The following is a 22632-nucleotide window of genomic DNA, read 5'->3' as shown; positions in this document are numbered from 1 at the left end:
GCCTTCTGCCGGGCTGGATCAAACTTCGTCGTCCTGCACCAGGCGAAAGTAGCCACTCTGCAGGCGGCTGTAGTCTTTCAGGGCCAGGCCTTCGAGATCCTTGACGCCAACTTCGGCGAGGGAGGCGAACAGGTTCAGCTCACGCTGCTCGTCGTCCCCTGCCCCACCGAGTTGCGCGTTACGGATGTCACGCACGGTCGGCGCCCGCAGCGACAGGCTGTCCACCTGCAGGCCATTGGCCTCGCTGGGGCGCGACAGGCGCACGGTCACCCGCTCGGCGCTGAGCATCATCCATTGCGGCAATTTCTTTGCTTGAGCCATTGCAGGTTCTCCTTACAAGCCAAGGGCGGCGCGCTGGGCGGCCAATTGGTCGACACCGTCGATGACCCGCTTCATCCCTAAGGCATCGATCTCGTAGACCAGGCGACCGTCGACTTCGAGCTTGTAGTAGGTGACGCCGACACTGTGCTTGATCTCGGCCTTGTCGCCGGACTTCCAGTCGCCCATGTCGACTTCCTTGAGGGTGCCGCGCAGGGTGACCACCACCGGGTTGATCTGCCCCTTGAGGCCCTTGAAGGCGCCGCGGAAGGTGCCGTTGAAGCCGTTGCCGTCAGCCAGGCCGAAGAACTTCAGCGACTCGCGGCGCACACCTGTGGTGGTGAAGGCCGCTTCCTGTTTTTCCATGCCCTGGTCCATCTCGACCGCCATGTCCATGCCGCCAGGGCGGTACTCCTCCATCTTCAGGGTGAGCTTGGGCAGGGTCAGGCTGGGTACATCGCCCTGGAAGCTGACGCCATCGACGAACAGGTTCAGGTTGGCCAGGGTTTCGGGAATCATTGCCATGTAAATGCGCTCCTTAAGCGGCGGAATCGAGGACTTCGGTCAGCCACTGGTTGGTGACTTCAACGCGGAAATTGGGGTTTTCGGCAGGCGGTACGTCGGTGAAGCGGATGTTCCAGTACACCTTGCCCTGCTCGAGCTGGCTGGCGGTGTTCAACTGCGGGTCGGCGTAGACCTCGAAGTTGATGATCGCGCCCTGGTTTTTCAGGTCGCGCATGAAGGCCTGCAGGCCCTCGGTGACGTCCTTGACGTAGGTGGCGGTGATGGAGCGGTCGACGGCCCACTTGTGGCCATAAAGGATCGCGTCCATGACGATGTCCATGGTCCGCACGCGGGTGACGAAGGCCCACTTCGGGTCGCTGGACAGGGTGCGGTTGCCCCACAGGCGGAAGCCGTCGTCACGGATGATGGTGGCGATGTTGGCGTTGTTCAGCAGGTTGGCGCGGCAGCTGTCGTCGCCATCGAGGAACTCCACCGCGCGGGTGGTGCCGGTGATGCCGACGAACTCCTTGTTCGACGGCGAAGCCCAGAAACCGTATTCACGGTCGGTCCAGGCGAACAGGCCGGCGACCCAGGCCGAGCCGGGTGCGTCGACAGTGGCCTCTGTGTCGTTGTCCCAGTAGCGCACGCCCGGGTCGACCAGGAATGCGCGCTTGGCGCCGAAGTTCTTGGCGTAGGCGATGGCCGCCTCATCGGTGCTGTTGGGGCCGTCGATGATGGCGATGGCACGCAGCTTGTCGGCCAGGGCCACCAGCGCGGTGCCGACGGCCTGGGTGGCGCTGTGTTTCGGCGCGACCAGCAGGCGCGGCTGGGCGTTGAAGCGGCTTTTGCCGTCGAGCAGCGCTTGCAGGCCGGTACGTTTGCCGTCGGCCAGCACGTTGCCGATGATCGCCGAGGTCTGCTCGGCGGCATCCTCGACCTTGGCCACGCCGCAGGCAACGATGACCGCCTTGGCGCGGCTGTAGATGGCGCGACAGGCCTTGGTGATCGGCGCATTCAGGCCGAACGCCGCGACCGCGTCGCGCTCGCTGGTGATCAGCACCAGGTCGTTGGCCTTGGCGGTGACGTTCGGGCCTTCGGTGAAGGTATCGACCAGGCCGATGATCGAGGAAGACGGCAGCGCGATGCTGCGCGCGCCGGTGTCGACGTTGGTCACGGTGACGCCGTGGAAGAATCCACTCATACAGGTTTACTCCAGGTTCGGGTATGAAAAGGCCCTGCGGGTGCAGGGCCTTGAGAGGTTGTTTGCGGGTGAAAAAAAGCCCCGGCGGTGCGGGGCTTCATTGGATGTATTCGGCGACCCACGGCGGCGCCACGGGGCCACTCAAGGCGCCGGACGGTTAACCTCAGATCAGCTTGATGCGGGCGGGGTAGGCGATATTGCGGGGGCGGACAACGCCGCCCGCGACGGTGATTGCGGAAATATTCGCACTGTCATACGTGACAACTTGCGACTGGCCGTAGTCAGCAAATACAACCGGGTCTAATCCGTGTTTTGCAAGTATCCCGGTGTCGTCGCCTGTATGGATCAGACCCGTAAGGCTGTAACTGGTCCGGTTGGGGTCGAAGGATTGGAGGCTGCCTTTCTGGAACGAACCGGCTGCGCGACCAACATCCACGCCCCGACTTTCATCCAGTGCACGGAAGAACTCACCCCGCAGCTCTGGCACACGGAACGTGGTCACACCATCGCCGTCAGTCCATGCCCCTTCCCTGCCAGTTCGCAAGGCTTCAGTGGTCAGCATCCCGGATTGCTGTGCATGGTCCCAGAGCCACGGCCAGTCTGCACGGTTGAACAGCCTGCCGTTCGGTACCCCCCAGCCACCAGGGTTTAGCGCGGTAGTAGTCTCGAATACCGGGCGGCCCAGCGCTGAGTTGTCAAGGCGATCAAGCGGCACCCAGGAGCCGGCGCCGTCGCTGCGCAGGTGCCAGAAGTCACCGGCGCCCAGCAGTACGATGAATGAGTAGCCCGCGGGGCGCAGATGAGTGTGCGCCTTGATCTTCTCAGCGCCAGATGCTTTCACGACGAGACTGTTACCCGTGTTGTCGACGCGCTGCACCCGCACATCCATCGACCTGGCAGCCGCTGGCAGCGTGATAGTCACGTTGCCGGCGGTGGCGTCGACCAGGACTACACCGGTTTCGTCAGCGGTCAGCACCTTGCTCGCGGTGATCGCCGCGTTATTGAGCCCGCGGATTGCGAGCAGACCGCTTTCCATCGCGGCGAGATCGTTGGCACGGCTCATTGCTCGCCCCCTACTTGTTCGATGAATGCCGGCGGCACGGGGCGCGCCGACGAGTCTGGGAAGGCCTCGGACTGGGGCCAATCGCGCAGGGCCTGCATGTAGGTCAGCAGCTCGGTGAACTGCTCGGCGCTGAGCGTGGTGGCCCCGCCGATCTCAAGCTGGTCGCGATGGCGATCACGCATGGCCATCATTTCGGTAAGCTCACCGTCGCGCCATTCACGTTCAGCAGTCGCCGACGGCGGCAGAAAGAACACCTGCTGCTCTGCATCCCAGAAATATTGGGTATCTCCCGGGGCGCTCGGCACCTCGATGTAGCCGAGGCCTGGGAACGGGTTGTCATCTCGCCCAGGAACACCCATCCAGCTCCCGAAGAATTGGCCAGAGGGCAGGCAGTAGAACTTTTGAGTTATCGCACTCATGCCTTGATCCTCGCGCTAAGAGTGAAGTTTGCAAGGTTGACCCCCGCCCGCGCACCTGTGCCCTTGACCGGGCCAAGCCATGCGCCGTTACCGAAGCCGATAGTGACCTGAGTGGAAGTCTCTCCGTACCAGTAGACGCCCATACCAGTGTTTCCCACTGAAGGGTTCGACTGGTTGGTTAGAGCGCCGTGTATAGGCTCTCCCGGCGACCAGCCATTCTGCGCATTGACGCACACCATGGTGAACTCGATTTCGCTTGGGATGGCGCCGAGATTGTGGTTCACAAGCGTCTGCGCGCCAGCGGTCATAGTGATGCCTGATACTTCTACCCGAGCCGTTCCAGCCTCTATTTGCGCAACGCGAGCTGCTGTTGCCGTAGCTTGTTGAGCTACCGCGGCTAAGTCGATATGCCCCTGGTTTACTGGGGCGCTCCAGGCCTTGATGCACCACATCACCGCCACGTTGCGCGGGCGTGCCATGCCGACGGTGACCAGCGTCGAGGTGGCAGACGCGACAAGCTGGGTATTTCCGTTCGGGTAGTCAGAGCGCGACGCGCGGTCAGCCCCGAACAGTTCTGGCTTGCCGTCGTCAGCTGTGGAGGTGATGTGCCATCCGGCCACGCCAAAGCCTGTCGCATCGTCAAAGGCAACTGCAGTACCGAGCTGGCTGGAGCCAATCGCACGGCCCGCATCCACGTCGCGCGTATGGGCCCAGCCACGCAGGAACTCACCACGGTAGTCTGGCAGGCGGAAGTTACCGGGCGTCTCATCGCCCTTGTTGTAGGTAGTGCCCAGATAGGCAGCCAGGTCAGGGTAAGCCGCGATGCTCTTTTCGGTGCCGTCCAGTTCCAAGTAGCCAGCGGGCACCTCGGCCTTTGGGAAGGGCAGAATGGCGCCCACGGGGGTGGACGAACGCAGGGCGGTCAGCTCGGCAACCAGTGCCGCCACGTCGATCTGGCCCTGATTCACTGGGGCATTCCAGGCCTTGATGCACCACATCACCGCCAGGTTGCGCGGGCGAGTCTCAGCCCCGCCGGTTTGCAACGTTTCTGTGATGTATTTGTTACCGTCTTGCCCTATTCCACCGACTGGGCCTGTGCCGGTCTCGGTGACAACGTTTGCCCCCAAGCCATGCTTGTGAGCCCTCAGCTCATCGCCTTGCCAGCTACCAATCGCACGCTCAGCATCAATACCGCGCGTATGGTCCCAACCACGCAGGAACTCGCCGCGAGAATCCGGCAGGCGAAACTCGCCGGCCTTCTCATTGCCTTTGTTGAAAGCGCCGCCCAGGTAAGCCGCCAGATCCGGGTACATCGCAATGTCCTGGACGCTACCGTCGACTTCGATGAAACCCAAAGGCACAACGCCGCGCGGGAACGGCAGCATGGAGCCGACGGGCAAGCCGGACGAGGTTCGCAGCAGGGCATCCACCTCGGCCTTGGTGTAGCCGTCAACCGAGCGGAATGCACCGAAAGCCAGGATCACGAGGGTATCGCCCAGGTTGCAGGCAGTGTGCAGGGTGATCTTTTGCCCATCAGCGCTGTAGTCGATGATTTCACGCCCGTTGCGCATAACGATCAGGTTGCCCACGGTGTGCGGGGCGCTGAACTCTTTCTGCCCGACCGAGGCTTCGAACGAGAAACGCTCGAAGGCCTTGCCGTCACTGACACCGCCCCCCAACTGGAAGTAAGTGCCGTCGTAGTTCAGGTCATAGAGCGCCCCGGCACGCACATCACCGCCGACCAGGTCGGCCAGACCGCCGGGGCCGGCCTTCTTCACCGCCACCGCCGGCCGGCCATTGATGCGTGCCGTTACCGCGCCAGTGTTGGTGGCGACTGCCTGGAACTGGAAGCGCTGGCCAGCCGCGTAGGCAGGTAGCGCCGCCTCGCTGCTCTTGAGCGTCAGCACCAGCGCATCTGCCGTGCCGCCGGCCGCGCCGAGCCAGGCCAGCGGCCCGGCGTCCTTGGCCACGTCGGCGCGGCGCAGGTATTGCGGATGCGGGTCGGCGGCCTCCACATGGGCCTTGAGCTGATTGCGTGCATAGAGCTCGGCCGCTTCACGGGCCTTGTCGACGTAGTCGCGGGTGGCCAGGACGATGCTCGGGTCGATCTTCAGGGTGACGTTGGCCAGGTTGCCGAACACCACGTGCATGCGGATGGTCTGGGTACGCCCCGAACCTTGCGCCAGCAGTGGCTTGTAACTCGGCGCCGGCTTGGCCACGGCAATGAAGTTGCCGTTGGCGTCTTCCAGCGCCAGTTCGCGGATCCACCAGCCGCCAGTCTCCGGCGGCAGCACCAGCTCGGCCACCAGCACGCCGGGGTCGGCAGGCGACTGGTAGAGCGCGTTGAGTTGCGCACGGTAGACCTGGCGCACCAGCGCGTTCTGGGTCGGTTTCGGGGTCGGGTCAGGGGTTTGCGAGGGTTCGCCGCCGGCATCGCCGATCAGCATGTGGGTGATGTTCCAGGGCAGCCCCAGCGCGGCGGTGTTGGCCTGCTGGGCGATGCCGACGTTGGTCAGGAACCCACCGAATTGGGTGGTTGAGTTAGCCATTAAGATAGATGTCCAGTATGTCCAGAGTGGTTTCGTTCACCCAGTGCGCGGCGCCCAGGTGCACGTCGATGTCCGCCGCTTCCCAGGGGTACACCTCGAGCAGCTCGCCCTCGTTGAGGGCAACCGCCTGGTAGGCCGGCAGCAGGCTTTCGAGGCTGATATCGAGGCCGATGAGGTGGCGGCTGACCGGCTTGGCGTCGTCGATCAGGCGGCTCAGTTCAAGGTAGGTCTGCTCATCGATACCGGCCTCCTCCACCCCCACCTTGAGGGCGAAGGTGCCGGGTACGCCGACCGGCTCGAGTTGCCACCATTCGCGCACCTCGATCAGGTAGCCGAAGGGCTCGACCACCCGTCGCAACGCGCCGAGCGTGCCCTTGTGGGCATGCACGAAAAACGCCGAGCGGATCACCGAGCGCTTGATCGTCTCGCTCCAGCTGTCGTCCCAGCGGTCGACCGACCAGGCCCAGGCCAGTTGGTAAAGCAGATGCGCCGGGCAACTGTCTGGGTTGTACAGGCTGCGCAGCCCCGCCTTGAGGTCTTCGTCGGCGGCCGCCTCGAGGGCGCGTTCAAGGGGTGTGCGGTTGAGCGGCAGAAGGCTTTGCATGTCAGCCTCCGCGCTTGAGGTCGAAGCCGCTGCACCAGGCCGCCTGCGCCTTGCTCGGCTGCAGGTCGGCCCAGCCGATCAGCTCGACCCGGCTGACGCCGTCGATGTGCAGCAGCGCATCGATACCCGAACGCGCTACCTCGACGCCCAGGCGCCTTCGCGGGTTGATCGCACCTTCAAGGCGCCGTCGGCACTCGGCGAGGATCGCTTCGTACTCCGGACCGCTGCCGGCCATGTGCAGCACGGCATCGATGCGATACGGCAGTATCTCGGCACTGCGCACCACCACCCGGTCAGCGACCGGACGAATGTCGTCGTCGTTGAGGTAGCTGGCCACTTCGGCCAGCAGTGCCGGGCTGGCGGTACCGTCGCCGTCCAGGCTCAGTACGGTGATGTCCACCACGGCTGGCGACGCGCTTTCGGCCGTGGCATCGGCAACCTGCCCCGAGGCATTGCGGGCATGCAGGATGTAGCTGTTGCGCGGGCCGGCGGTGGTCAGGCCTTCGTAGACCAACTGCACCCGCTCGCGCAGGGCGTCGTCGGACTCGAGCAATGCTTCGACAGGAGGCGAGGCGGTTGGATCCGCGGCCTGGATGACCAGGCGTTGCAGGCTGACGTTGCCGGCCAGCTGCTCTAGGTCGCTGCCCTCGGCGTAGGCCAGCAGCAGCGCCTTGGCCGCGTCGTTGATCCGCGCCCGGTTGAGCAGCTTGCGGTAAGCCCCGACTTCCAGCAGCTTGGTGACCGGGTCGCTCTCCAGCAAGGCGTTCCAGCCGTCGCCCAGGCGGCTGCGGAAGGTGTCCAGGTCTTCCTGGTAGATCGCCTCGAAATCGAGGTCTTCGAGCACCTGGGGTGCCGGCAGCCTGGACAGGTCGACCTGGCTCATACGCTTACCTCCAGCAGTGCGTCGTCGCCCAGGTAACGGCCGCTCAGGGCCAGGCTGACCTGGCCGTCGAGCACCGCCACCACCCGCACCCGTTCAAGCGCCAGGCGTGGCTCCCAGCGCCCAAGGGCCCGGGCAACTTCGGCCTGCACGGCGCTCTTCCAGCCGTCGTTGACCGGCAGGTCGACGTAGCGGCGCAACTGGCTGCCATAGTCGGGGCGCATGCGCCGGCTGCCGAGGGGGGTGGTGAGGATGTCTTCGATGGATTGGCGAAGGTGGGCGATGCCGCTCAGGGGCTGCCCCGTACGGCGGTCCAGGCCGATCATGGGGCACCTCCCGACGCAGGCGCATCCCGTTCATGAATATGCATGGCGTTCTCTACCTGTAGAAGAGCGTGATGGCGTGCGCAAAGCTGCGCACTCTGGTCGCTCGCAGGCGATCGGGCAGGGCTCGAGGCCTTGGCATGATTCAAGGTGCCGCAGCGCGGGCACTTGATCTGCAGTTCGGTGAAATCGCCCGTGCGGGCGAGCAGCCGCGCGCAATGGCCGCAGCGCAGGTCTTTGAGCATGGGCATGCCTCCCTGGCATCGATTGGGTGGGCTCAGTGCTTGTGATTGGCGGTGTTGCCGGCGGTATCGATGATCCGACCGCCACCGTTGATGTCACCGCTGACCAGCAGCGGGCCATCGATGGCGACGTTGCCAGTGAGGGAGATGGACGTGGCATCCAGAGTGATGGACGTGGCATCCAAAGTGATGGCTGACGTCTCGAGCGTGATGCCGGCATCGCTGACCTGCAATGTGCTGGCGCCCACCTTGATGCTGGCGTTGCCATTGGGCAGCTGGATGTCGTAGCGACTGGCCTGCCAGTCGTAGCTCAGCGAGCCGCCATCGTCGAAACGCCAGATCTCGACATGATCACGGTTGTCCGGCGCAGCCCCGGCGTTGCCATACAGGCCCGGCACGAAAGTGCCTTGCGCGGGCTCGCCACTGGGGCTTACCAAAACACCCTGTTCTTCCAGGCTGGGCACCCGCCAGTGGCGGGCCTTGCCGGCAGCGAGTGCGTGCCAGCGCACCCAGGTGCTGGTCCAGCCATCACCGTCACTCACACGCACCCGGGCAGCAGCCAGGTCCACCGCCACTACCCGGCACGGGATCACCAGGGCGGCCAACATGCGATCGTGCATGGCGCTGGCGTAGCTCATGCCAGGTCCTCCGGTCTGATATAGCGGCCTTCGTTGCCTGCCCCGGTATCCGGCTCGAACCCCAGCACCAGGCTGCCCGGCGGCTGGTCAGGCCACTCCCAGCGTGGCTCGCCCAACAGCACCGGCTGCTCCCAGCGCACTTTCCACTGGGCCCCGAGGTACTGCGCCTGGACGTTGCGGGTCGCCTCGACGAACTCCAAACCCCAGAGTTGCTGGCGCAGCAGGTCCATCAGTTGTGCCGCCAGCTCGCTGCCCTGCAGCCGAGCATCCGTGCTGGCCGTGTCCGGGGTGATATCGGCCTCGAAGGTGATCGCCAGTACCGAACGACCATCCCGAGGCGCGGCATCGGCGACCATGCTGACGATGCCGTGGCGCAGGGCCGGTAACGCCGTGCTGCTTCCTACAGCTGCTTGCGCCTCTACCGACGCAAGATCCGGTATCGCCTCACGAATGGTCTGGGTCAGCGTCGTTTGCAACATCGCCAACTGGCTCATGCATCCTCCTTCCAGGGTTGATCACCGTTGATCGGTTCGCGCAAACCCAGACGCTTGGCGGCCCATCGTTCATAGAGACCGATGGCCACATCAGCGCCGGCCATGGCCGTCAGGCAACCAAAGGCGCTGGCGCTCCATATCGACATGCCCGTTGCATACAGCAGCATGACTGTTGAAACCCCACAGACCATGCAGGCCCCGGATCGCAGCGCCAGCCGCCTGATCAGCGACCAGCCTCGGGCACCGGCCTTGTCGGCGCGCCACATTTCGCCGCTGAGGCCGCCCAGCAATGCCAGGACGATCACCAGCCAGAGCGGCATTTCCAGCAACGTCTGTTGCTCGTTCGTCACTGTCCTGTACTCCTTGTGTGATGCCCGCCGGCGACATGCCGGCGAACGGAGGGTTGTTGCCTTCGGCATTCCAAAAAGCCCGGCTTGCAGGCTTTTCAGTAATGCGTTGGCGAACCGCTGGCCACGACTGGTGACGCCGCGCGGTTCCGCTTCAAATTGGTGTCTCCGACCGCGGCCACCTGCCCGCCGGATAACTGATCGTGGTGCTTTACGCTGCACACCCGGGCCAGTTGCCAACCCTCTGAACAGTTGAGGCCTGTTCATCGCTGCCTGTGTAACAACCGGTTGCTGACCGGCTTGAGACACAGATTATGCATCAATGCATATGCAGTCAATGCATTTATTCAACTGTTTATGCATTTGATTTTGCTGAAATGCATGAAGGGCTTGTTGGACGTGAGGTGTAGGGCTTTTCTGCAGACGAAAAAAAACCCGCCTGGGCGGGTTTTTGTAGGGAATCAAGGTGGGTCAGCGCGCGTACATGCCCCACCAGAACACGTGGCCCAGCAGGCTGATCTGCTCGTCCTGCATCTGCTGGAAGCTGTAGTCCTCGTCAGGGTGCTCATCACGGTTGAAGCTGCGCAGACGGATACCGGTGGGCAACCGGTAGACCTGCTTCACCCGCAGCTGGCCGTTGTGGTTGATGGCGTAAAGATCGCCATCGATGATATCGCCGATGGTGCACCTGCCGGTGTTGACCCCTACCGTAGCGCCGTCACGCAGTACCGGCAGCATGCTGTTGCCGCGTACCGTCACGCACTTGGCATGGTCGAACTGCACGCCGTTGTGGCGCAGGCTGCGTTTGCCGAAGCGCAAGCGTGCGTGCTCGCTTTCTTCGATGACGAATCTTCCTGATCCTGCTGCCAACTCGACCTCACGGAGAAAAGGAACAGACACCTCGTCGTCCTCGACGGGGGTTTCATCGTCCCACAGGCTGATATCGCTCAGCGCCGCATGCACCTCGGTGCGCGGCGCCGCTTCACGGGTGTCGCCCAGTTCGGCACGGCCGCGCAGCTGATCGGTGCTCACGCCGAAATACTCGGCGATCTTCGACACGTGTTTGTCGGAAGGGTCGACTATCTTCTCGCTGAGAATGCGCGAAAGCGTGGATTGCGGGATGCCCGTGCGCCGGTGCAGCTCTGTCGGGGACAGGCCGTGGCGCTCGAGCAGCGCTTTGAGAGTGGAGGCTACGTTGCGTTTTTGCATAGCGTGCATAATGCCGCCCACCCAAGGTAAATGCAATCACCCCGTGGCGCGTAGTTTTGCCCCACCCATACGCCCTGCAGCAGGCGTAAAAAGCCTGTACCATTACGCGTTTCGCAATTTGCCACCAGACCACCCGCTGTAAGGCCCTGAATGTCTGATCTCTCCGCACACACCCCGATTGTGCTGGAGTATTAACGAGAAAAGGCGCCCAAGCCCCTAGATTCAGGGCTTGAGCGCCTTTTTTGCAACAGTGCATCAGGGCTGCAAAGGGCATTGGGGGCCATAGAATGGCGTACGGTTTGCCCCATTTTTGCCCCATCCCGCCGCTAGCGGCCGCACTCGACCTCCTGCGCATTCAAAGCCCACCACCTGGCCGACTCGGCAAACTCCAGCATGTCGACCAACTCTTCACTATCAACCTCGCGCCGACGGTGCGCCGCATAAGCCATTGCGCAAAGCACAGCAGCGCGCCCATCAGGATCAGTGATCAGAGCGCACTGGTCATTGAGCTCAGCTAACCAGCCGGCCGGAAGACGGATACCCATACGCTTACTCCAGCACCTGTCCCGCCGCTTCTCCGTGGAATCTGCAACGCCGCGGTGGTCGCTTCGGTGAGCAAGAAATTCTGACGCTAGGGGCCGCGCTGGCCGGCGCGAACCCGGCTTACCGGATGGAATGCTCGTCAGTCCAAATCGGCTTCAGGTAAACTCCGCGCATCGCTTGACAACTTACGTATCCAACAGGCCACTGATGAGCAATCCCAATATAAAGTACCGCTCCGACATTGACGGACTGCGGGCCGTAGCAGTACTTAGCGTTGTAATATTCCATGCCTTCCCTTCTGCACTCAGAGGGGGATTTATTGGAGTTGATATATTTTTTGTAATTTCCGGATTCTTGATCACCACAATAATCCTTAAAAGCCTTGATAACAAAACATTCAGTTTTTCCGATTTTTTCGGCCGACGCATCAAAAGAATATTCCCGGCACTGGCGCTGGTACTGGGCACCACCTACATCATAGGCTGGATGACGCTGACTGCTGGCGAGTTCATGCAACTCGGAAAACATATCGCCTCTGGCGCAATATTTATTTCAAACTTTTCCCTCTGGAGCGAATCAGGCTACTTCGATACATCCGCCCAGCTCAAACCCCTGCTTCATCTGTGGAGCCTAGGTATTGAAGAGCAGTTCTATATATTCCTGCCACTGGCCCTCTACCTTTGCAGCCGAGTTAGGATCAATGCCGTGGCACTCATCGCCATTGCTGCAGCCGCTTCATTTGCACTCAACATGAAGCTCATTGGCTATGACCCGACCGCGACCTTCTATTCCCCTCTTACCCGTTTCTGGGAACTACTCAGTGGCAGCCTGCTGGCCTGGTTTACAATCTACAAGGACACTCACGCCTCTCCGGCGCAGTGGCACCTGCTTGCCAATAAACAACGCGCCCTGAGAAACCTGTTTTCCGTTCTGGGGCTTGTATTGCTTATCGTGGGGCTGACCCACATCAAAAAAGGCACGCACTTCCCAGGCGCCAAAGCGCTCATTCCCGTGACAGGCGCAGTGCTATTGATCCTGGCTGGGCCGAATGCCTGGGTCAACAAGCACGTCCTGTCGGCCAGGCTCATGGTATGGGTAGGCCTCATCAGCTTTCCGCTATACCTCTGGCATTGGCCGCTGTTCTCACTGCTTCGCATCAATGAAGGTGAACCGAGCAGACTGCTCATGGCCGCCACGTTACTGCTTGCAGTTGGCTTGGCTTGGTCCACCTACCGCTTTCTCGAACTGCCGCTCCGGAATGTCACGTCCGATCGCCTCAAGGTCGCTGCGCTGGCCAGCATCATGCTCGGCGCCGCCATGGTAGGCGTCGTGACCTACATCACCGACGGCCTGCCCGGGCGGCCAGCCAATGCCTCACTTGATAGCTATGCCAACAGCATTTTCAGGTCGGACGCCAAGCGCGAGTCCGAATGCGTTGATGTGCTCAATGCCTACAAGAAGGATGTCGACTGGTATTGCCAGGCGGGCGACAAAAAGCAGAAACAGGACATTTTTGCGTTTGGGGACAGCCACGCCTACAGCTTGCTTCCGGCATTCGAAAAGCTCGCAGCTGACCACGACCTCTCGATTGCGTTTTCATCAGCCTCCGGTTGCCCACCACTGTTGGGTATCCAGTCCATGCGTGGTGAGCTGCAGATCGAAAAGTACAACTGCCAGGCGCTTAACGAGCGTATTTACGCTTATATTAAATCAGAGCAGATTCGCACAGTCATTCTCGTGGGCCGCTGGTCCTATTACGGCGGCGGAACGACAAAACCGCATAGCTACAACCTCATCGCGAGAGATCCGACGATAAAACCCACCATGGATCAGTCCGCGCAGGACTTCCGCTGGGCAATACGCAATACGGTTGATCGTTATCGTGAGATTGGTGTCGATGTCTATCTAGTGGAAGACAACCCGCAACAGATCAAACGGGCCAAAGAAGTTTTACGCCGAGGAAAGGGAAAAGAAGCTGTTTACGACACTTATTCTGTTTCCTATGCCGAGCACAAGAGAAATACAAAATTTACTCTTGATACCATTCGCGAGTCTGGAGCAAAAGTTATCAGCTTCGATTCCGTGTTGTGTGAAGGGGCTATCTGCCCACTCACCCGAGGCGGTAATTTCTGGTACTTCGATGACAACCACCTGAGCGCTAGCGGTGCACTAGCAGTTTACCCGCTAATCGAGAAGTCGTTGTTTACTGCCCCATCCGCGCTTCCCCTCTCTACACGATGAGGGGGTGACCAAGGCGGCCCGGCCGAACAGCCTTTTTATGGACAAAGGTCTGGCCGACTTGGGGGTTGTTGTACTGTCGCTGTCTGGTACTGCTTGCTCTGGAAATAGGGCTCGCCCATTGTCAAGAATGGCTCGGTATCATAGTACTGGACAACCACACAGCCATCGTTGTGACTAAAAACGACAGCAGATGTCCTTGCTAGGTAGTACCGGAATACACTCCCAGGTCGCATAGGACGAGTTGCATTCGATCACGCAGATCTAAAAGCTCGTCAAGGGAAATGTGCCGTTCAAGGTGATCCGCCGCGGGCGATGGAAAACCGGCAGGCACACGAAACGAGTATACCGGCAACAACGTAGGGCCACCCGTCGGCGTGCCGAGGAAATCAATGGTCATGGGAAACGATCCACAAAAACTGTATATACACACAGTTAACTGTTAGATCGCTCTCACGTCAATCCGCAGCGGTGAGTTGATCGACGAACGCCTGGAGCACCATCGCTAGAACAGCTGGCCCAACCCGGCAGGCTGCCAGTTCATGATCACCAGCTCGCCAGTGACGTCAGCCTTGCCGTGCCGCTGGTTCGCAGTGGTGTAGCGGATGTCCAGGGTCTCGAAGTGGAAGCCGTCGAAGGACCGCCGGATATCCGGGTGGTCGTTGATGCTGACCATCACCCTGCCCTTGCAGCGCCGCATGAAGTCGGCCATGCGCTCGTACTCTGCGAACGGGAAGTCGACGCCATAGCCGGCGGTCTGCCAATACGGCGGGTCCATGTAGAAGAACGTGTGCGCTCGATCGTAGCGCTCGGCACAGTCGAGCCAGGACAGGTTCTCGACGTAGGTGCCGGCGAGGCGCTGCCAGGCTGCCGAGAGGTTCTCCTCGATGCGCAGCAGGTTGATGGCCGGCCCAGTGGTGGCGGTACCGAACGTCTGCCCAGTGACCTTGCCGCCGAAGGCATGCTGCTGCAGGTAGAAGAACCGGGCTGCGCGCTGGATGTCGGTCAGCGTCTCGGGGCGGGTCATCTTCTGCCACTCGAAGATCTGCCGAGAGCTGAGCGCCCATTTGAACTGGCGGACGAACTCCTCGAGATGGTTCTGCACCACGCGGTACAACGTCACCAGGTCGCCGTTGAGGTCGTTGAGCACCTCCACCGGGGCAGCCTGGGGTCGCATGAAGTACAACGCGGCACCGCCAGCGAAGACTTCGACATAGCATTCGTGAGGGGGAAAGAGGGGGATCAAACGGTCGGCCAGGCGGCGCTTGCCGCCCATCCAGGGAACGATAGGAGAGGTCATTGATTGCAAGTCTTTACTGTATGGATAAACAGGTGTTAGGCTCGCCGCGCTTTGTGCACAAGGCAGGGGCCACGGCTGGACTTGCAGGAAGGGTCTGCGGGTTCGGTGGGCCGGGCTGGATGTTGACGCATCCACCCGGCTCGCCTCTTTTCTACTGGGTGACTTCGCGCACGTAGGCCTGGCAGGCCTTCAGCGCGATCACTGCTCGATCGCCTTCGTCGGTGATGGCGACAATTCGTCGAGCATGCGCTGGGTCAAGCTGGGCGCGTAGGGCTCCATCCACCACGCCTCCGGTGCCGGCGGACGCTCGCACCCCACCGCCACAACCCTGGGCGGCAACGGATCCGGCGTCGACCAGGACTGACAACCGCAGATCAGCAGTAGCCAGCCGATCACGCAGGCGAGCCTGAGCTTGTTGGGCATCGTTCATCTCCTTCCAATGGGTTTTACCCTGCACCTGCAGGCGGTCTTCCAGATCACGCCGGGCGGCCTGCTGCAGCCCCAATTGATCCAGGGCGGCGCTGGCGGCGGCCTCCCGCTCGCGGCTGTGCGCCAGGTCTTTCTGCGCAAGCTGCCGCTCGTACCCGGCCTCCTGCTTCTGCAGCTCGTCGGCCTGCCACAACCACGCCAGGCGCCCACCCATCGCCGCCCCGAGCAACAGGGAGAGCAGCACCCACCGCGCTCCGAGCGACATCAGATCAGCACCTGCTCGGCGCGCTTGTAGATGGCCAGGCGGTCGTCCTGGCCGTTGAGCCCACCGTTGATACGGCGGGTGATGGCCTCAAACGCCGCCGGCCCCTTGTCGGCCAGCGAGTTGAGGCCGGCCTGGTGCCAGAACCAGCCGGCCGAGTCGGCCGCGTGCTCGGGGCGCTCGAGCAGCTCGGGACGGGCGAGCAGGTCGAGGCCCAGGGCTTCGCCGCAACGCTTGTAGTTGTCATGCCCGGTGACCTGAACCAGGCCACGGCCACAATAACGCTGGCCGTCGCCATCGGCCTCGGGCGTGTTGCCCAGCCGGGCGGCGAGCTTGCCGGTGTCGTACTTGGCCAGGTACTTGTCGTTGCCCAGCTCACGGACGTAGCGCAGCTGGCCCGACTCATGCCCGACCTGGGCGAGGAAGGCACGCTTGCGCAGCGGGGTGACAATGCCCCACTTGACCATTGCCGCATTCAGGACGGGCAGAAAAACGCCGGCTTGAGTGCCGGCGTTGGGGAGGATGTGCTGCAGCTGCTTGAGTGTGACAGTCATGTTGGATCTCCTGCAGTGGCCGCTCAGGCCGGGTTAACGTCGACCACCTTCAGTGGCTTGTCGGATTTCTTTTTCTTGCCCTTGGCTTTCGCCTTGCCCTTCCTGCCGCCGTTGCACTCCACCGCCGTCGTCCAGCCGGAGGCATCGAACGTCTGCTCGACGCTGTCGACCAGGTACTCACCATCCAGGCCTATCTTGAAGCCCTGGGCGTTGATGACCCGCTCGGCAAACAAGTCGGTGCGCCCCGCCATCTGCAGGCGCACGCCGGCCGTGCTGCGATTGAACGCGGCCAGCTTGGCCTTGGCGGCCTGTTCGGCGGCTGTCTTGTCGGGATAGATGTGGCGGTCGGTATGGACTGCCGGCAGGTTGCTGGGCGCTTCGTCGTTGGCCAGCTCGACCACCACCAACTTGCCGCTCTTCTTGTCCTGGTGCTGGGTCTTCACTGCCTTCTGCGCACTGCGATCGCCGAGCCTAAACTGCCACCGACTCACATTGGCCGGGGTGATCGTCACCGTGCCAAACGCCTTGCCACTGGCATTTACGCTGGCCTCACGCGGCATCACCAACAGCTTGCCGTCACCGACCTTCGCCGTGCAGTCGTACTGCTTGGCCAGGCGCGTGATGAAGTTGAAGTCCGATTCATTGCGCTGGTCGACGCGGTCGACCTTCGTCTGCACCGGACAGACCGGTGTCCAGCCGTTGCGGGCGGCGATGTCGCGCACGATCTGCGACAACGGGACGTTTTCCCAGCTGCCGCTGCGCGTGGTCTTGCCAGTACCGCGCATGTCGCTGGCCTTGCCCCGGATGACGATCGTGCGTGGCGGGCCTGAGACCTCGATCTCGTCGACCGTGTAACGGCCCAGGCGGGCCAGGGCCTTACCGACATAGCCCAGGTGCACCTCGATACCAGCACCTCGCCCGGGCAACGCCACGGCCGCGTCGCGGTCATCGATGCGCAGCTCGAACTCGTCGGAGTCCATCCCCGGCTTGTCGGTCGTGCGCAACAGCAAGAGCCGGTCATTGATCAGCGCCGTGATGTCCTTGCCATCGGCGACAAGGCGGAACGTCGGCTGCATGTAGCCTCCAGAATGAAGAAGCCCCGCACGGGGCGGGGCTTGTGAGTGGGCGGGGATCAACCCCAGAGCAGCACCGTCTCGATCGACGGCACCGGCAGATCCGGCAGGCGGATCAGGATCCCCGCGCGATAGGGCTGCACCTCATCGGCCAGCCCCTGGTTGGCCTGCATCACCAGCTCAACGGTAACGTTGAGGTGGCCGTAATGCTGGTAACACAGCGTGTCGAGCAGATCCCCGTCAGACGTTCTGCATGTCTTCGCCATACTTCACGAACTCCAGTGAGAACCCTTGTTTGCGCGGGATGCCGCCACCCAGCAGCGCACTCTGTTCCTCGTCGGCGCTGACCAGGCACCAGGTGCCCAGCACGTCGCCATAGCCGGTGATCAGCGTCACCGGCTGCAGCGTGCGGATGATTGCGCGGATCGTATCGAGCTGCTTGAGGCCGCCCCTGAACGTTGGGAAGATCGCCCCCTTGAGGCTCAACTTGTCTTCGCCGTGGCCCACTGCCTGCTGGGCAATGTCGCGGGTGAGGCGCTCCTGCGCGGCCCAGCGCGCCGAGGTCTGCCGGCGTAGCTCATCGAACGCCGCCGTGTTCAGGTTGAAGTAGTACGGCGACACCTTCGGATCGAGCGGCTGCAGGATCAGCAGGTGCGGGAACGGCTGGACCGCCTCCGCTGCCGGCGTCATACCCGCCGAGCCAGTGGGCAGGATGTTGGCCAGCGACGGGCTCACCTGCCCCGCGATGCGGTTGATCGCTGCCGAGGCCTTTCCGGCCTGCTCTTTCAGCGAACCGAGGCGCTCCTGCACTGCCGCCGCGCCACTGACAACCTGGCTGTACGTAGACCGACGATGCCATCAGCGCAGAAACAACCACCCTGACGGCGAAGGCGATCACTGTCAGCGTCAAGGCCACCAGCATCGCGGCTGAGGCAACCAGTGCCGCTATCAAGGCCGCGAACATCACCCTGGAAGGCCAGGTGCAAATCAATGGCCCGCTAACGGTCACGGGCGACATCAACGGCGGCGGCCGGATCATCGACACCGCCGGCAACACGGCCAACCACAAACACTGAGCAGCCCGCCCCGAGCGGGCTTTTTTACGCCTGGAGGATCCATGGCCAAGACATTGGAAGACACCGACGAAGGCGCTGCGCTTTCGGCGCCGGTGGTGCAGAGCGTCACCTTCATCGACCAGGCCTACGACCGTCGCAAGTTGTTCCTGCCCAACTGGGCCGAGCTGGTGGTGGTGCGGGGTGTGGTCGAGGTCAAGAGCGACGACACGCTCGCCCTCGAGTACCTGCGCAACCGGTCTGACTTCAAAGAACAAGAGGCCTGACCATGATCGGCATGGACCGTCGCACGGGGCAGCTGGTCACCGGCCTGTCGCACCTGCGGCAGTCCGTCGAAGACATCCTGGGTACCCCTGTTGGCAGCCGGCGCATGCGGCCTGAGTACGGCAGCCACCTGCGCCGGTACGTCGACCTTCCAGTTAACGAGGGTTGGAAAAGCGCTGTGCAGGCTGAGGTGGCGCGTGCCCTTGGGCGCTGGGAGCCGCGTTTGAAGCTCGAGCGTGTGCGTGTGCAGGCCGTCATCAACGGCCAGGTCACCCTGCAGCTGTCTGGTCAGTACCTGGGCGACGACGCGCTGGTAGAGGTGAGTGTATGAGTACGATGGATTTGACCCAGCTCCCGGCACCGCGCGTGCTGGAGAGCTTGGATTACGAGGGCGTGTACGACGAGGAACTGGACCTGTTCCGCGAGTACATGGGCGACAAGTGGGACGCGCTGCTCGAGAGTGACCCGATCATCAAGCTGCTTGAACTGGCTGCCTACCGCAAGCTGCAGAATCGGGGCCGGGTCAACGATGCGGCCAAGGCCTTGATGCTGGCTTACGCTGCAGGGCCTGACCTGGACCAGCTAGCGGCCAACGTCAGCCTGCGGCGGCTGGTGGTGCAGGCCGAGGATCTCAAGGCGGTTCCGCCGCTCGAGGAAGTGCTCGAAGCCGACGACGCGCTACGCGAGCGGGTGCAGTTGGTCTACGAAGGTCTGACCACGGCAGGCCCGCGTAACAGCTACATCCTGCATGCGCGCAACGCCTCCGGGCAGGTGGCCGACGCCACGGCGGAAAGCCCGGCCCCGGCCGAGGTGGTCGTGACGGTGCTGTCCCTGGTGGGTAACGGCAGCGCATCGCCGGACTTGGTGGAGACGGTGGAGCAGCACCTAAGCGAAGAAGACGTCCGTCCGCTGGCCGATCGGTTGACGGTGCAGGCGGCCGAGATCCTGCCCTATCGCATCCAGGCGGTGGTGGACATGGTCGGCACCGGGCCGGAGAACGAGGCCATTCTAGCCGAATGCCGGCGCCGGCTGGGCGCTTGGGTCAATCCTCGGCGCCGGCTGGGAGTGGCCGTTACCCGATCGGGTGTTGATGCGCAGGTGCACATCGGCGGCGTCGAGCGGGTAGAACTGGTGGGGTGGCAGGACGTCACCCCGACCAAGGCACAGGCCGCCTGGTGCGAGGGCTTTACCGTGACGCGGGGTGGCTGACATGAACAGCCTGCTACCGCTGAACAGCACCCAGCTCGAGCGGGCCGTCGAGTACGCCACGGACGAAGTCACCGACGTGCCGCTGCGCACCTTGTACAACCCGGACACCTGCCCGGCGCACCTGCTGCACCAGTTGGCCTGGGCCTGGTCGGTGGACCGCTGGGACGACAGTTGGTCGGAGGCGGTGAAGCGGTCGGTCATTCGCTCGGCGTTCTTCGTGCATGCGTACAAGGGGACCATCGGCGCGCTACGGCGGGTGGTCGAGCCGTTTGGCTATCTGATTGAAATCATCGAATGGTGGGAGCTGCAGCCCTATGGCCCTCGCGGCACCTTCGCCCTCAAGGTGGGGGTAGACGAGTCCGGCATCGATGAGCAGACCTACCTGGAACTGAGTCGGTTGATCGACGACGCCAAACCCGTCAGCCGGCACATGCTCAGCTTGGATATCAGCCTCGAAACCTACGTTCCAGCCTATCAGGCCGTGCCGAGCTGCGACGGCGAGGCGATCGACGTGTACCCGTGGGAGGCGTCGGATATCGACGTCGGCGTGGGCACCTTCGAGGTGCTGGCCGACCACACTACAGACCTACTTGAGATTTACCTGAATGGCTAACTCAACCACGCAATTCGGCGGGTTCCTGACCAACGTCGGGGTAGCCCAGCAGGCCAACAGTACCGCACTGGGCCTACCCTGGAACATCACCCATATGCTGATCGGGGATGCTGGCGGTGAGCCGTCCCAGACGCCGGACCCAACCCCTAACCCGGCCCAAGCGGCGCTGATCCGGCCGGTCTACCGAGCACCGCTCAATGCCTTGTACCCATCACCCTCAGACCCGGCCGTCATGGTGGCCGAGCTGGTGATCCCGCCAGAGATCGGTGGCTGGTGGATCCGTGAGTTAGGGCTGGAGGATGCCGGTGGCAACTTCATTGCGGTGGCCAAACCGCCGCCCAGTTATAAGCCTCTGCTTGTCCAAGGGTCGGGCCGCACGCAGACCATCCGCATGCACGTAGTGTTCGGCAATGTGGCGAACATCAGTCTGAAGATCGACCCCAGCATCGTGCTCGCCACCCGCGACTACGTGGACAAGGCTCGCGGGGCGGCCGAGCTGTATGCACACAACCAGCTCAAGGCGCATACCGATGCCGTGAACCCGCATCCGCAGTACCTGCGTCGTGCCGATGTGGCGAAGGATGCCGGACCGCTGGCTTGGCTCGGCGATGCGGCGGGTACGGCCAATGCCTTGGTGCTGACCCTGAAGAACAGTGAAGCTGCATTGGCGGCCTATGCGGCGGGGCAGCGCTTCCAGTTCAAGGCCACGGCTGGCAATACCGGCGCGGTGACTGCCCGTATCAATGGGCTGGCTGCGGTGGTGGTGAAGAAGGCGGGCAGCAATGGCCTGGAGGATCTGGTCAGCGGCGATATCCGTGCAGGCGGGCTGTATGACCTGAGCTTCGATGGCACCTACTTCCAGCTAGGTGGTTTGGCTGTAAGTGACAAGGACGTGCAGGACTTTGTACTAGAGGGCGAAATTACCGAAGCCGAGGTGATCGCTGGTGTTGCCCAAGGTCGCAAGTGGTTCAGCCTGCGGCGTTTGCGGTTCGGGTTTTCAATAAGCCTGACAGCAAACGGTTACATCGCTTTTCCGGCCTGGCTCGGCGGCTTGATTATCCAATGGGGGAGCACCCTCGGAAGTGGTAGCGGGGTCGATCAAGGCCCGTTCACTTTTAGCTTTCCAATAGGGTTTCCGAATGCCGCTTTTCAAGCGGTGGCAACGATTGATGCGGTTGCGATCAACGGGAACAGCTACGGCTGTTACGTCAAGAATCTGAGCAAGACAGGGGTTCAAGTTTATGCCGATGCGTCGAGCACGAACGGAGTCCTCCCTGCGCAGACACCGTTTCGCATCTTCGCGATTGGCAATTGAGTGAGGGTTGGATGCGCTTTTACAGTGAACAAACAGGCTGCACTTACATTCCAGAGCTGCACGCGAGCATGCCAACTGATGCAGTGGTAATCAGCGAAGCGGTGTATTTGTCCGTGATCGCTAATCCCGCGCCTGGCAAGATCCGCGCGCACGTTGACGGCCTGCCAGTGCTGATCGATCCGCCGCCGGCAACCGCTGCCGAGCTGGCCGAACTGGAACGGCGGTGGCGCGACGGTGAGTTGCTGGCCGTTACATGGCTGCGTGACCGGCACCGCGACCAGATTGACATCGGCGCCGACACCACGTTGACGCCCGATCAGTTCAACGCACTGTTGGTGTACATGCAAGCTCTGCGGGACTGGCCGCAGTCCGAGGCCTTCCCTGACAGCAATCACCGGCCAGCGGCGCCGCCCTGGATCGCCGAGCAACCTCAATAACGCCCCGCACTGCCGGGGCGTTTTCATTCCCGCTGTACCCATGGCCTCGCACTGCGGGGCTTTTTTGTCTTTGGAGAACTTCATGGCTGGATTCTTTCACGGCGTCACCGTCACCAACGTCGACACGGGCGCGCGGCCGATCGCGCTGCCGGCGTCCTCGATCATCGGCCTGGTCGACACCTTCACCGAAGGCCCCGATGCTGCGGCCAAGGCCAACGATCTGGTGCTGATCACCAACGAGCGCGAGGCAGTCGCGGCCTTTGGGCCAAACGCGGCCATCACCAAAGCCTGCCGTGCCATCTATACCCGAGCCAGGGCGGTGATCGTTGCCTGCGGCGTTGCCAAGGTCGAGGCCGTGCCCGAGCAGACCTCGGCGATCATCGGCGGCCAGTTGGCCAACGGCAAGCGCACCGGCCTGCAGGCGCTGCTCGACGGCAAGAGCCGGTTCGCTGGTCTACGACTGGGAGGCCATGGGCTTCGTCGAACAATTGAGTGGACGCCTGCCGCCCCATGGTTTCCCGCGACCAGCTA

Annotated in this window: 25 protein-coding genes and 6 pseudogenes; 9 read left to right on the top strand and 22 right to left on the bottom strand. The window is 62.6% G+C overall.

Annotation, left to right across the window (positions count from 1 at the left end; genetic code table 11):
- Positions 1 to 18: 18 nt before the first annotated feature.
- The 15 genes and pseudogenes from ACQ4N9_RS07285 to ACQ4N9_RS07215 all read right to left on the bottom strand — a co-directional run.
- Positions 19 to 321 (bottom strand): phage tail assembly protein, encoded by a 303-nt coding sequence (locus ACQ4N9_RS07285; RefSeq protein WP_110992378.1) that lies wholly within the window; start codon positions 319 to 321, stop codon positions 19 to 21.
- A gap of 12 nt (positions 322 to 333) precedes the next feature.
- Positions 334 to 843 (bottom strand): phage major tail tube protein, encoded by a 510-nt coding sequence (locus ACQ4N9_RS07280; protein ID WP_110992379.1) that lies wholly within the window; start codon positions 841 to 843, stop codon positions 334 to 336.
- 13 nt (positions 844 to 856) lie between these two features.
- A complete protein-coding gene (locus tag ACQ4N9_RS07275; RefSeq protein ID WP_390967993.1) occupies positions 857 to 2023 on the bottom strand; it encodes a phage tail sheath subtilisin-like domain-containing protein in 1167 nt (388 codons plus the stop codon).
- 163 nt (positions 2024 to 2186) lie between these two features.
- Positions 2187 to 3086, bottom strand: coding sequence for a phage tail protein (locus tag ACQ4N9_RS07270; RefSeq protein ID WP_390967994.1), 900 nt, complete (start codon positions 3084 to 3086; stop codon positions 2187 to 2189).
- The gene (locus ACQ4N9_RS07265) at positions 3083 to 3505 is read right to left on the bottom strand and encodes a phage tail assembly chaperone (RefSeq protein ID WP_390967995.1); all 423 of its coding nucleotides are present in this window, start codon (positions 3503 to 3505) and stop codon (positions 3083 to 3085) included. The genes ACQ4N9_RS07270 and ACQ4N9_RS07265 overlap by 4 nt, the downstream gene beginning before the upstream one ends.
- Entirely contained in the window at positions 3502 to 6054 is a 2553-nt protein-coding gene (locus tag ACQ4N9_RS07260) for a phage tail protein (protein WP_390967996.1), read from the bottom strand. Before ACQ4N9_RS07260 ends, ACQ4N9_RS07265 begins: the two co-directional genes overlap by 4 nt.
- Positions 6047 to 6658 carry a phage tail protein I gene (locus tag ACQ4N9_RS07255; protein WP_258704944.1) on the bottom strand — a complete coding sequence of 204 codons (612 nt, stop codon included), beginning with the start codon at positions 6656 to 6658 and terminating at the stop codon, positions 6047 to 6049. The genes ACQ4N9_RS07260 and ACQ4N9_RS07255 overlap by 8 nt, the downstream gene beginning before the upstream one ends.
- Before the next feature lies 1 nt (position 6659).
- Positions 6660 to 7541 (bottom strand): baseplate assembly protein, encoded by an 882-nt coding sequence (locus tag ACQ4N9_RS07250; RefSeq protein ID WP_390967997.1) that lies wholly within the window; start codon positions 7539 to 7541, stop codon positions 6660 to 6662.
- Complete coding sequence (locus ACQ4N9_RS07245) at positions 7538 to 7864, bottom strand: GPW/gp25 family protein (RefSeq protein ID WP_110992385.1); 327 nt, start codon at positions 7862 to 7864, stop codon at positions 7538 to 7540. Before ACQ4N9_RS07245 ends, ACQ4N9_RS07250 begins: the two co-directional genes overlap by 4 nt.
- 95 nt (positions 7865 to 7959) lie before the next feature.
- A pseudogene (locus tag ACQ4N9_RS07240) lies at positions 7960 to 8112 on the bottom strand (Com family DNA-binding transcriptional regulator); the annotation flags it as partial.
- Between the two features lie 26 nt (positions 8113 to 8138).
- Complete coding sequence (locus ACQ4N9_RS07235; RefSeq protein ID WP_390967998.1) at positions 8139 to 8741, bottom strand: phage baseplate assembly protein V; 603 nt, start codon at positions 8739 to 8741, stop codon at positions 8139 to 8141.
- Positions 8738 to 9235: a hypothetical protein gene (locus tag ACQ4N9_RS07230; protein WP_390967999.1), complete on the bottom strand. Its 498-nt coding sequence runs from the start codon at positions 9233 to 9235 to the stop codon at positions 8738 to 8740. Before ACQ4N9_RS07230 ends, ACQ4N9_RS07235 begins: the two co-directional genes overlap by 4 nt.
- Complete coding sequence (locus ACQ4N9_RS07225; protein ID WP_125465192.1) at positions 9232 to 9585, bottom strand: phage holin family protein; 354 nt, start codon at positions 9583 to 9585, stop codon at positions 9232 to 9234. The genes ACQ4N9_RS07230 and ACQ4N9_RS07225 overlap by 4 nt, the downstream gene beginning before the upstream one ends.
- 468 nt (positions 9586 to 10053) lie before the next feature.
- Positions 10054 to 10800 (bottom strand): LexA family transcriptional regulator, encoded by a 747-nt coding sequence (locus tag ACQ4N9_RS07220; protein ID WP_390968000.1) that lies wholly within the window; start codon positions 10798 to 10800, stop codon positions 10054 to 10056.
- Between the two features lie 347 nt (positions 10801 to 11147).
- Positions 11148 to 11336, bottom strand: a pseudogene (locus tag ACQ4N9_RS07215) (hypothetical protein); the annotation flags it as partial.
- A 205-nt stretch (positions 11337 to 11541) separates the two neighbouring features.
- Here ACQ4N9_RS07215 and ACQ4N9_RS07210 point away from each other — a divergent pair.
- Complete coding sequence (locus ACQ4N9_RS07210) at positions 11542 to 13575, top strand: acyltransferase family protein (RefSeq protein ID WP_430932539.1); 2034 nt, start codon at positions 11542 to 11544, stop codon at positions 13573 to 13575.
- 208 nt (positions 13576 to 13783) lie between these two features.
- Here the strand turns inward: ACQ4N9_RS07210 and ACQ4N9_RS07205 are convergent.
- From ACQ4N9_RS07205 to ACQ4N9_RS07175, 7 genes and pseudogenes are all read right to left on the bottom strand, one after another.
- Positions 13784 to 13972: pseudogene (locus ACQ4N9_RS07205) on the bottom strand (peptidase S24); the annotation flags it as partial.
- Between the two features lie 105 nt (positions 13973 to 14077).
- A complete protein-coding gene (locus ACQ4N9_RS07200; protein WP_430932537.1) occupies positions 14078 to 14872 on the bottom strand; it encodes a DNA adenine methylase in 795 nt (264 codons plus the stop codon).
- Positions 14873 to 15023: 151 nt separating this feature from the next.
- Entirely contained in the window at positions 15024 to 15566 is a 543-nt protein-coding gene (locus ACQ4N9_RS07195) for a lysis protein (protein ID WP_430932535.1), read from the bottom strand.
- Positions 15566 to 16117: a glycoside hydrolase family 19 protein gene (locus ACQ4N9_RS07190; RefSeq protein ID WP_430932533.1), complete on the bottom strand. Its 552-nt coding sequence runs from the start codon at positions 16115 to 16117 to the stop codon at positions 15566 to 15568. The genes ACQ4N9_RS07195 and ACQ4N9_RS07190 overlap by 1 nt, the downstream gene beginning before the upstream one ends.
- A gap of 23 nt (positions 16118 to 16140) precedes the next feature.
- On the bottom strand, positions 16141 to 17193 hold the full coding sequence (locus ACQ4N9_RS07185; RefSeq protein WP_430932531.1) for a phage late control D family protein: 1053 nt from the start codon (positions 17191 to 17193) through the stop codon (positions 16141 to 16143).
- 56 nt (positions 17194 to 17249) lie between these two features.
- Entirely contained in the window at positions 17250 to 17456 is a 207-nt protein-coding gene (locus ACQ4N9_RS07180) for a tail protein X (protein WP_430932529.1), read from the bottom strand.
- Positions 17431 to 18030 (bottom strand): annotated as a pseudogene (locus ACQ4N9_RS07175) (phage tail protein); the annotation flags it as partial. The gene ACQ4N9_RS07180 and the pseudogene ACQ4N9_RS07175, both read right to left, overlap by 26 nt.
- Positions 18031 to 18035: 5 nt before the next feature.
- Between ACQ4N9_RS07175 and ACQ4N9_RS07170 the strand changes: the two are divergent.
- From ACQ4N9_RS07170 to ACQ4N9_RS07135, 8 genes and pseudogenes are all read left to right on the top strand, one after another.
- Positions 18036 to 18266: pseudogene (locus ACQ4N9_RS07170) on the top strand (phage baseplate assembly protein V); the annotation flags it as partial.
- 41 nt (positions 18267 to 18307) lie between these two features.
- Positions 18308 to 18529: a hypothetical protein gene (locus ACQ4N9_RS07165; RefSeq protein WP_430932527.1), complete on the top strand. Its 222-nt coding sequence runs from the start codon at positions 18308 to 18310 to the stop codon at positions 18527 to 18529.
- A 2-nt stretch (positions 18530 to 18531) separates the two neighbouring features.
- Positions 18532 to 18858 carry a GPW/gp25 family protein gene (locus ACQ4N9_RS07160; protein ID WP_430932525.1) on the top strand — a complete coding sequence of 109 codons (327 nt, stop codon included), beginning with the start codon at positions 18532 to 18534 and terminating at the stop codon, positions 18856 to 18858.
- A complete protein-coding gene (locus tag ACQ4N9_RS07155; protein WP_430932523.1) occupies positions 18855 to 19736 on the top strand; it encodes a baseplate assembly protein in 882 nt (293 codons plus the stop codon). Before ACQ4N9_RS07160 ends, ACQ4N9_RS07155 begins: the two co-directional genes overlap by 4 nt.
- Position 19737: 1 nt before the next feature.
- Entirely contained in the window at positions 19738 to 20349 is a 612-nt protein-coding gene (locus ACQ4N9_RS07150) for a phage tail protein I (protein ID WP_430932521.1), read from the top strand.
- Positions 20342 to 21664 (top strand): phage tail protein, encoded by a 1323-nt coding sequence (locus ACQ4N9_RS07145; protein WP_430932519.1) that lies wholly within the window; start codon positions 20342 to 20344, stop codon positions 21662 to 21664. The genes ACQ4N9_RS07150 and ACQ4N9_RS07145 overlap by 8 nt, the downstream gene beginning before the upstream one ends.
- An 11-nt stretch (positions 21665 to 21675) precedes the next feature.
- Entirely contained in the window at positions 21676 to 22101 is a 426-nt protein-coding gene (locus tag ACQ4N9_RS07140; protein ID WP_430932517.1) for a phage tail assembly chaperone, read from the top strand.
- Positions 22102 to 22183: 82 nt separating this feature from the next.
- A pseudogene (locus ACQ4N9_RS07135) lies at positions 22184 to 22549 on the top strand (phage tail sheath family protein); the annotation flags it as partial.
- Positions 22550 to 22632: the final 83 nt, after the last annotated feature.

Origin of the sequence: Pseudomonas sp. ES1, assembly GCF_050586605.1 — a bacterium.
GTDB lineage: Bacteria > Pseudomonadota > Gammaproteobacteria > Pseudomonadales > Pseudomonadaceae > Aquipseudomonas > Aquipseudomonas sichuanensis.
The sequence above is the reverse complement of the archived record's forward strand: the minus strand, read 5'-3'. Positions and strand labels throughout refer to the sequence as shown.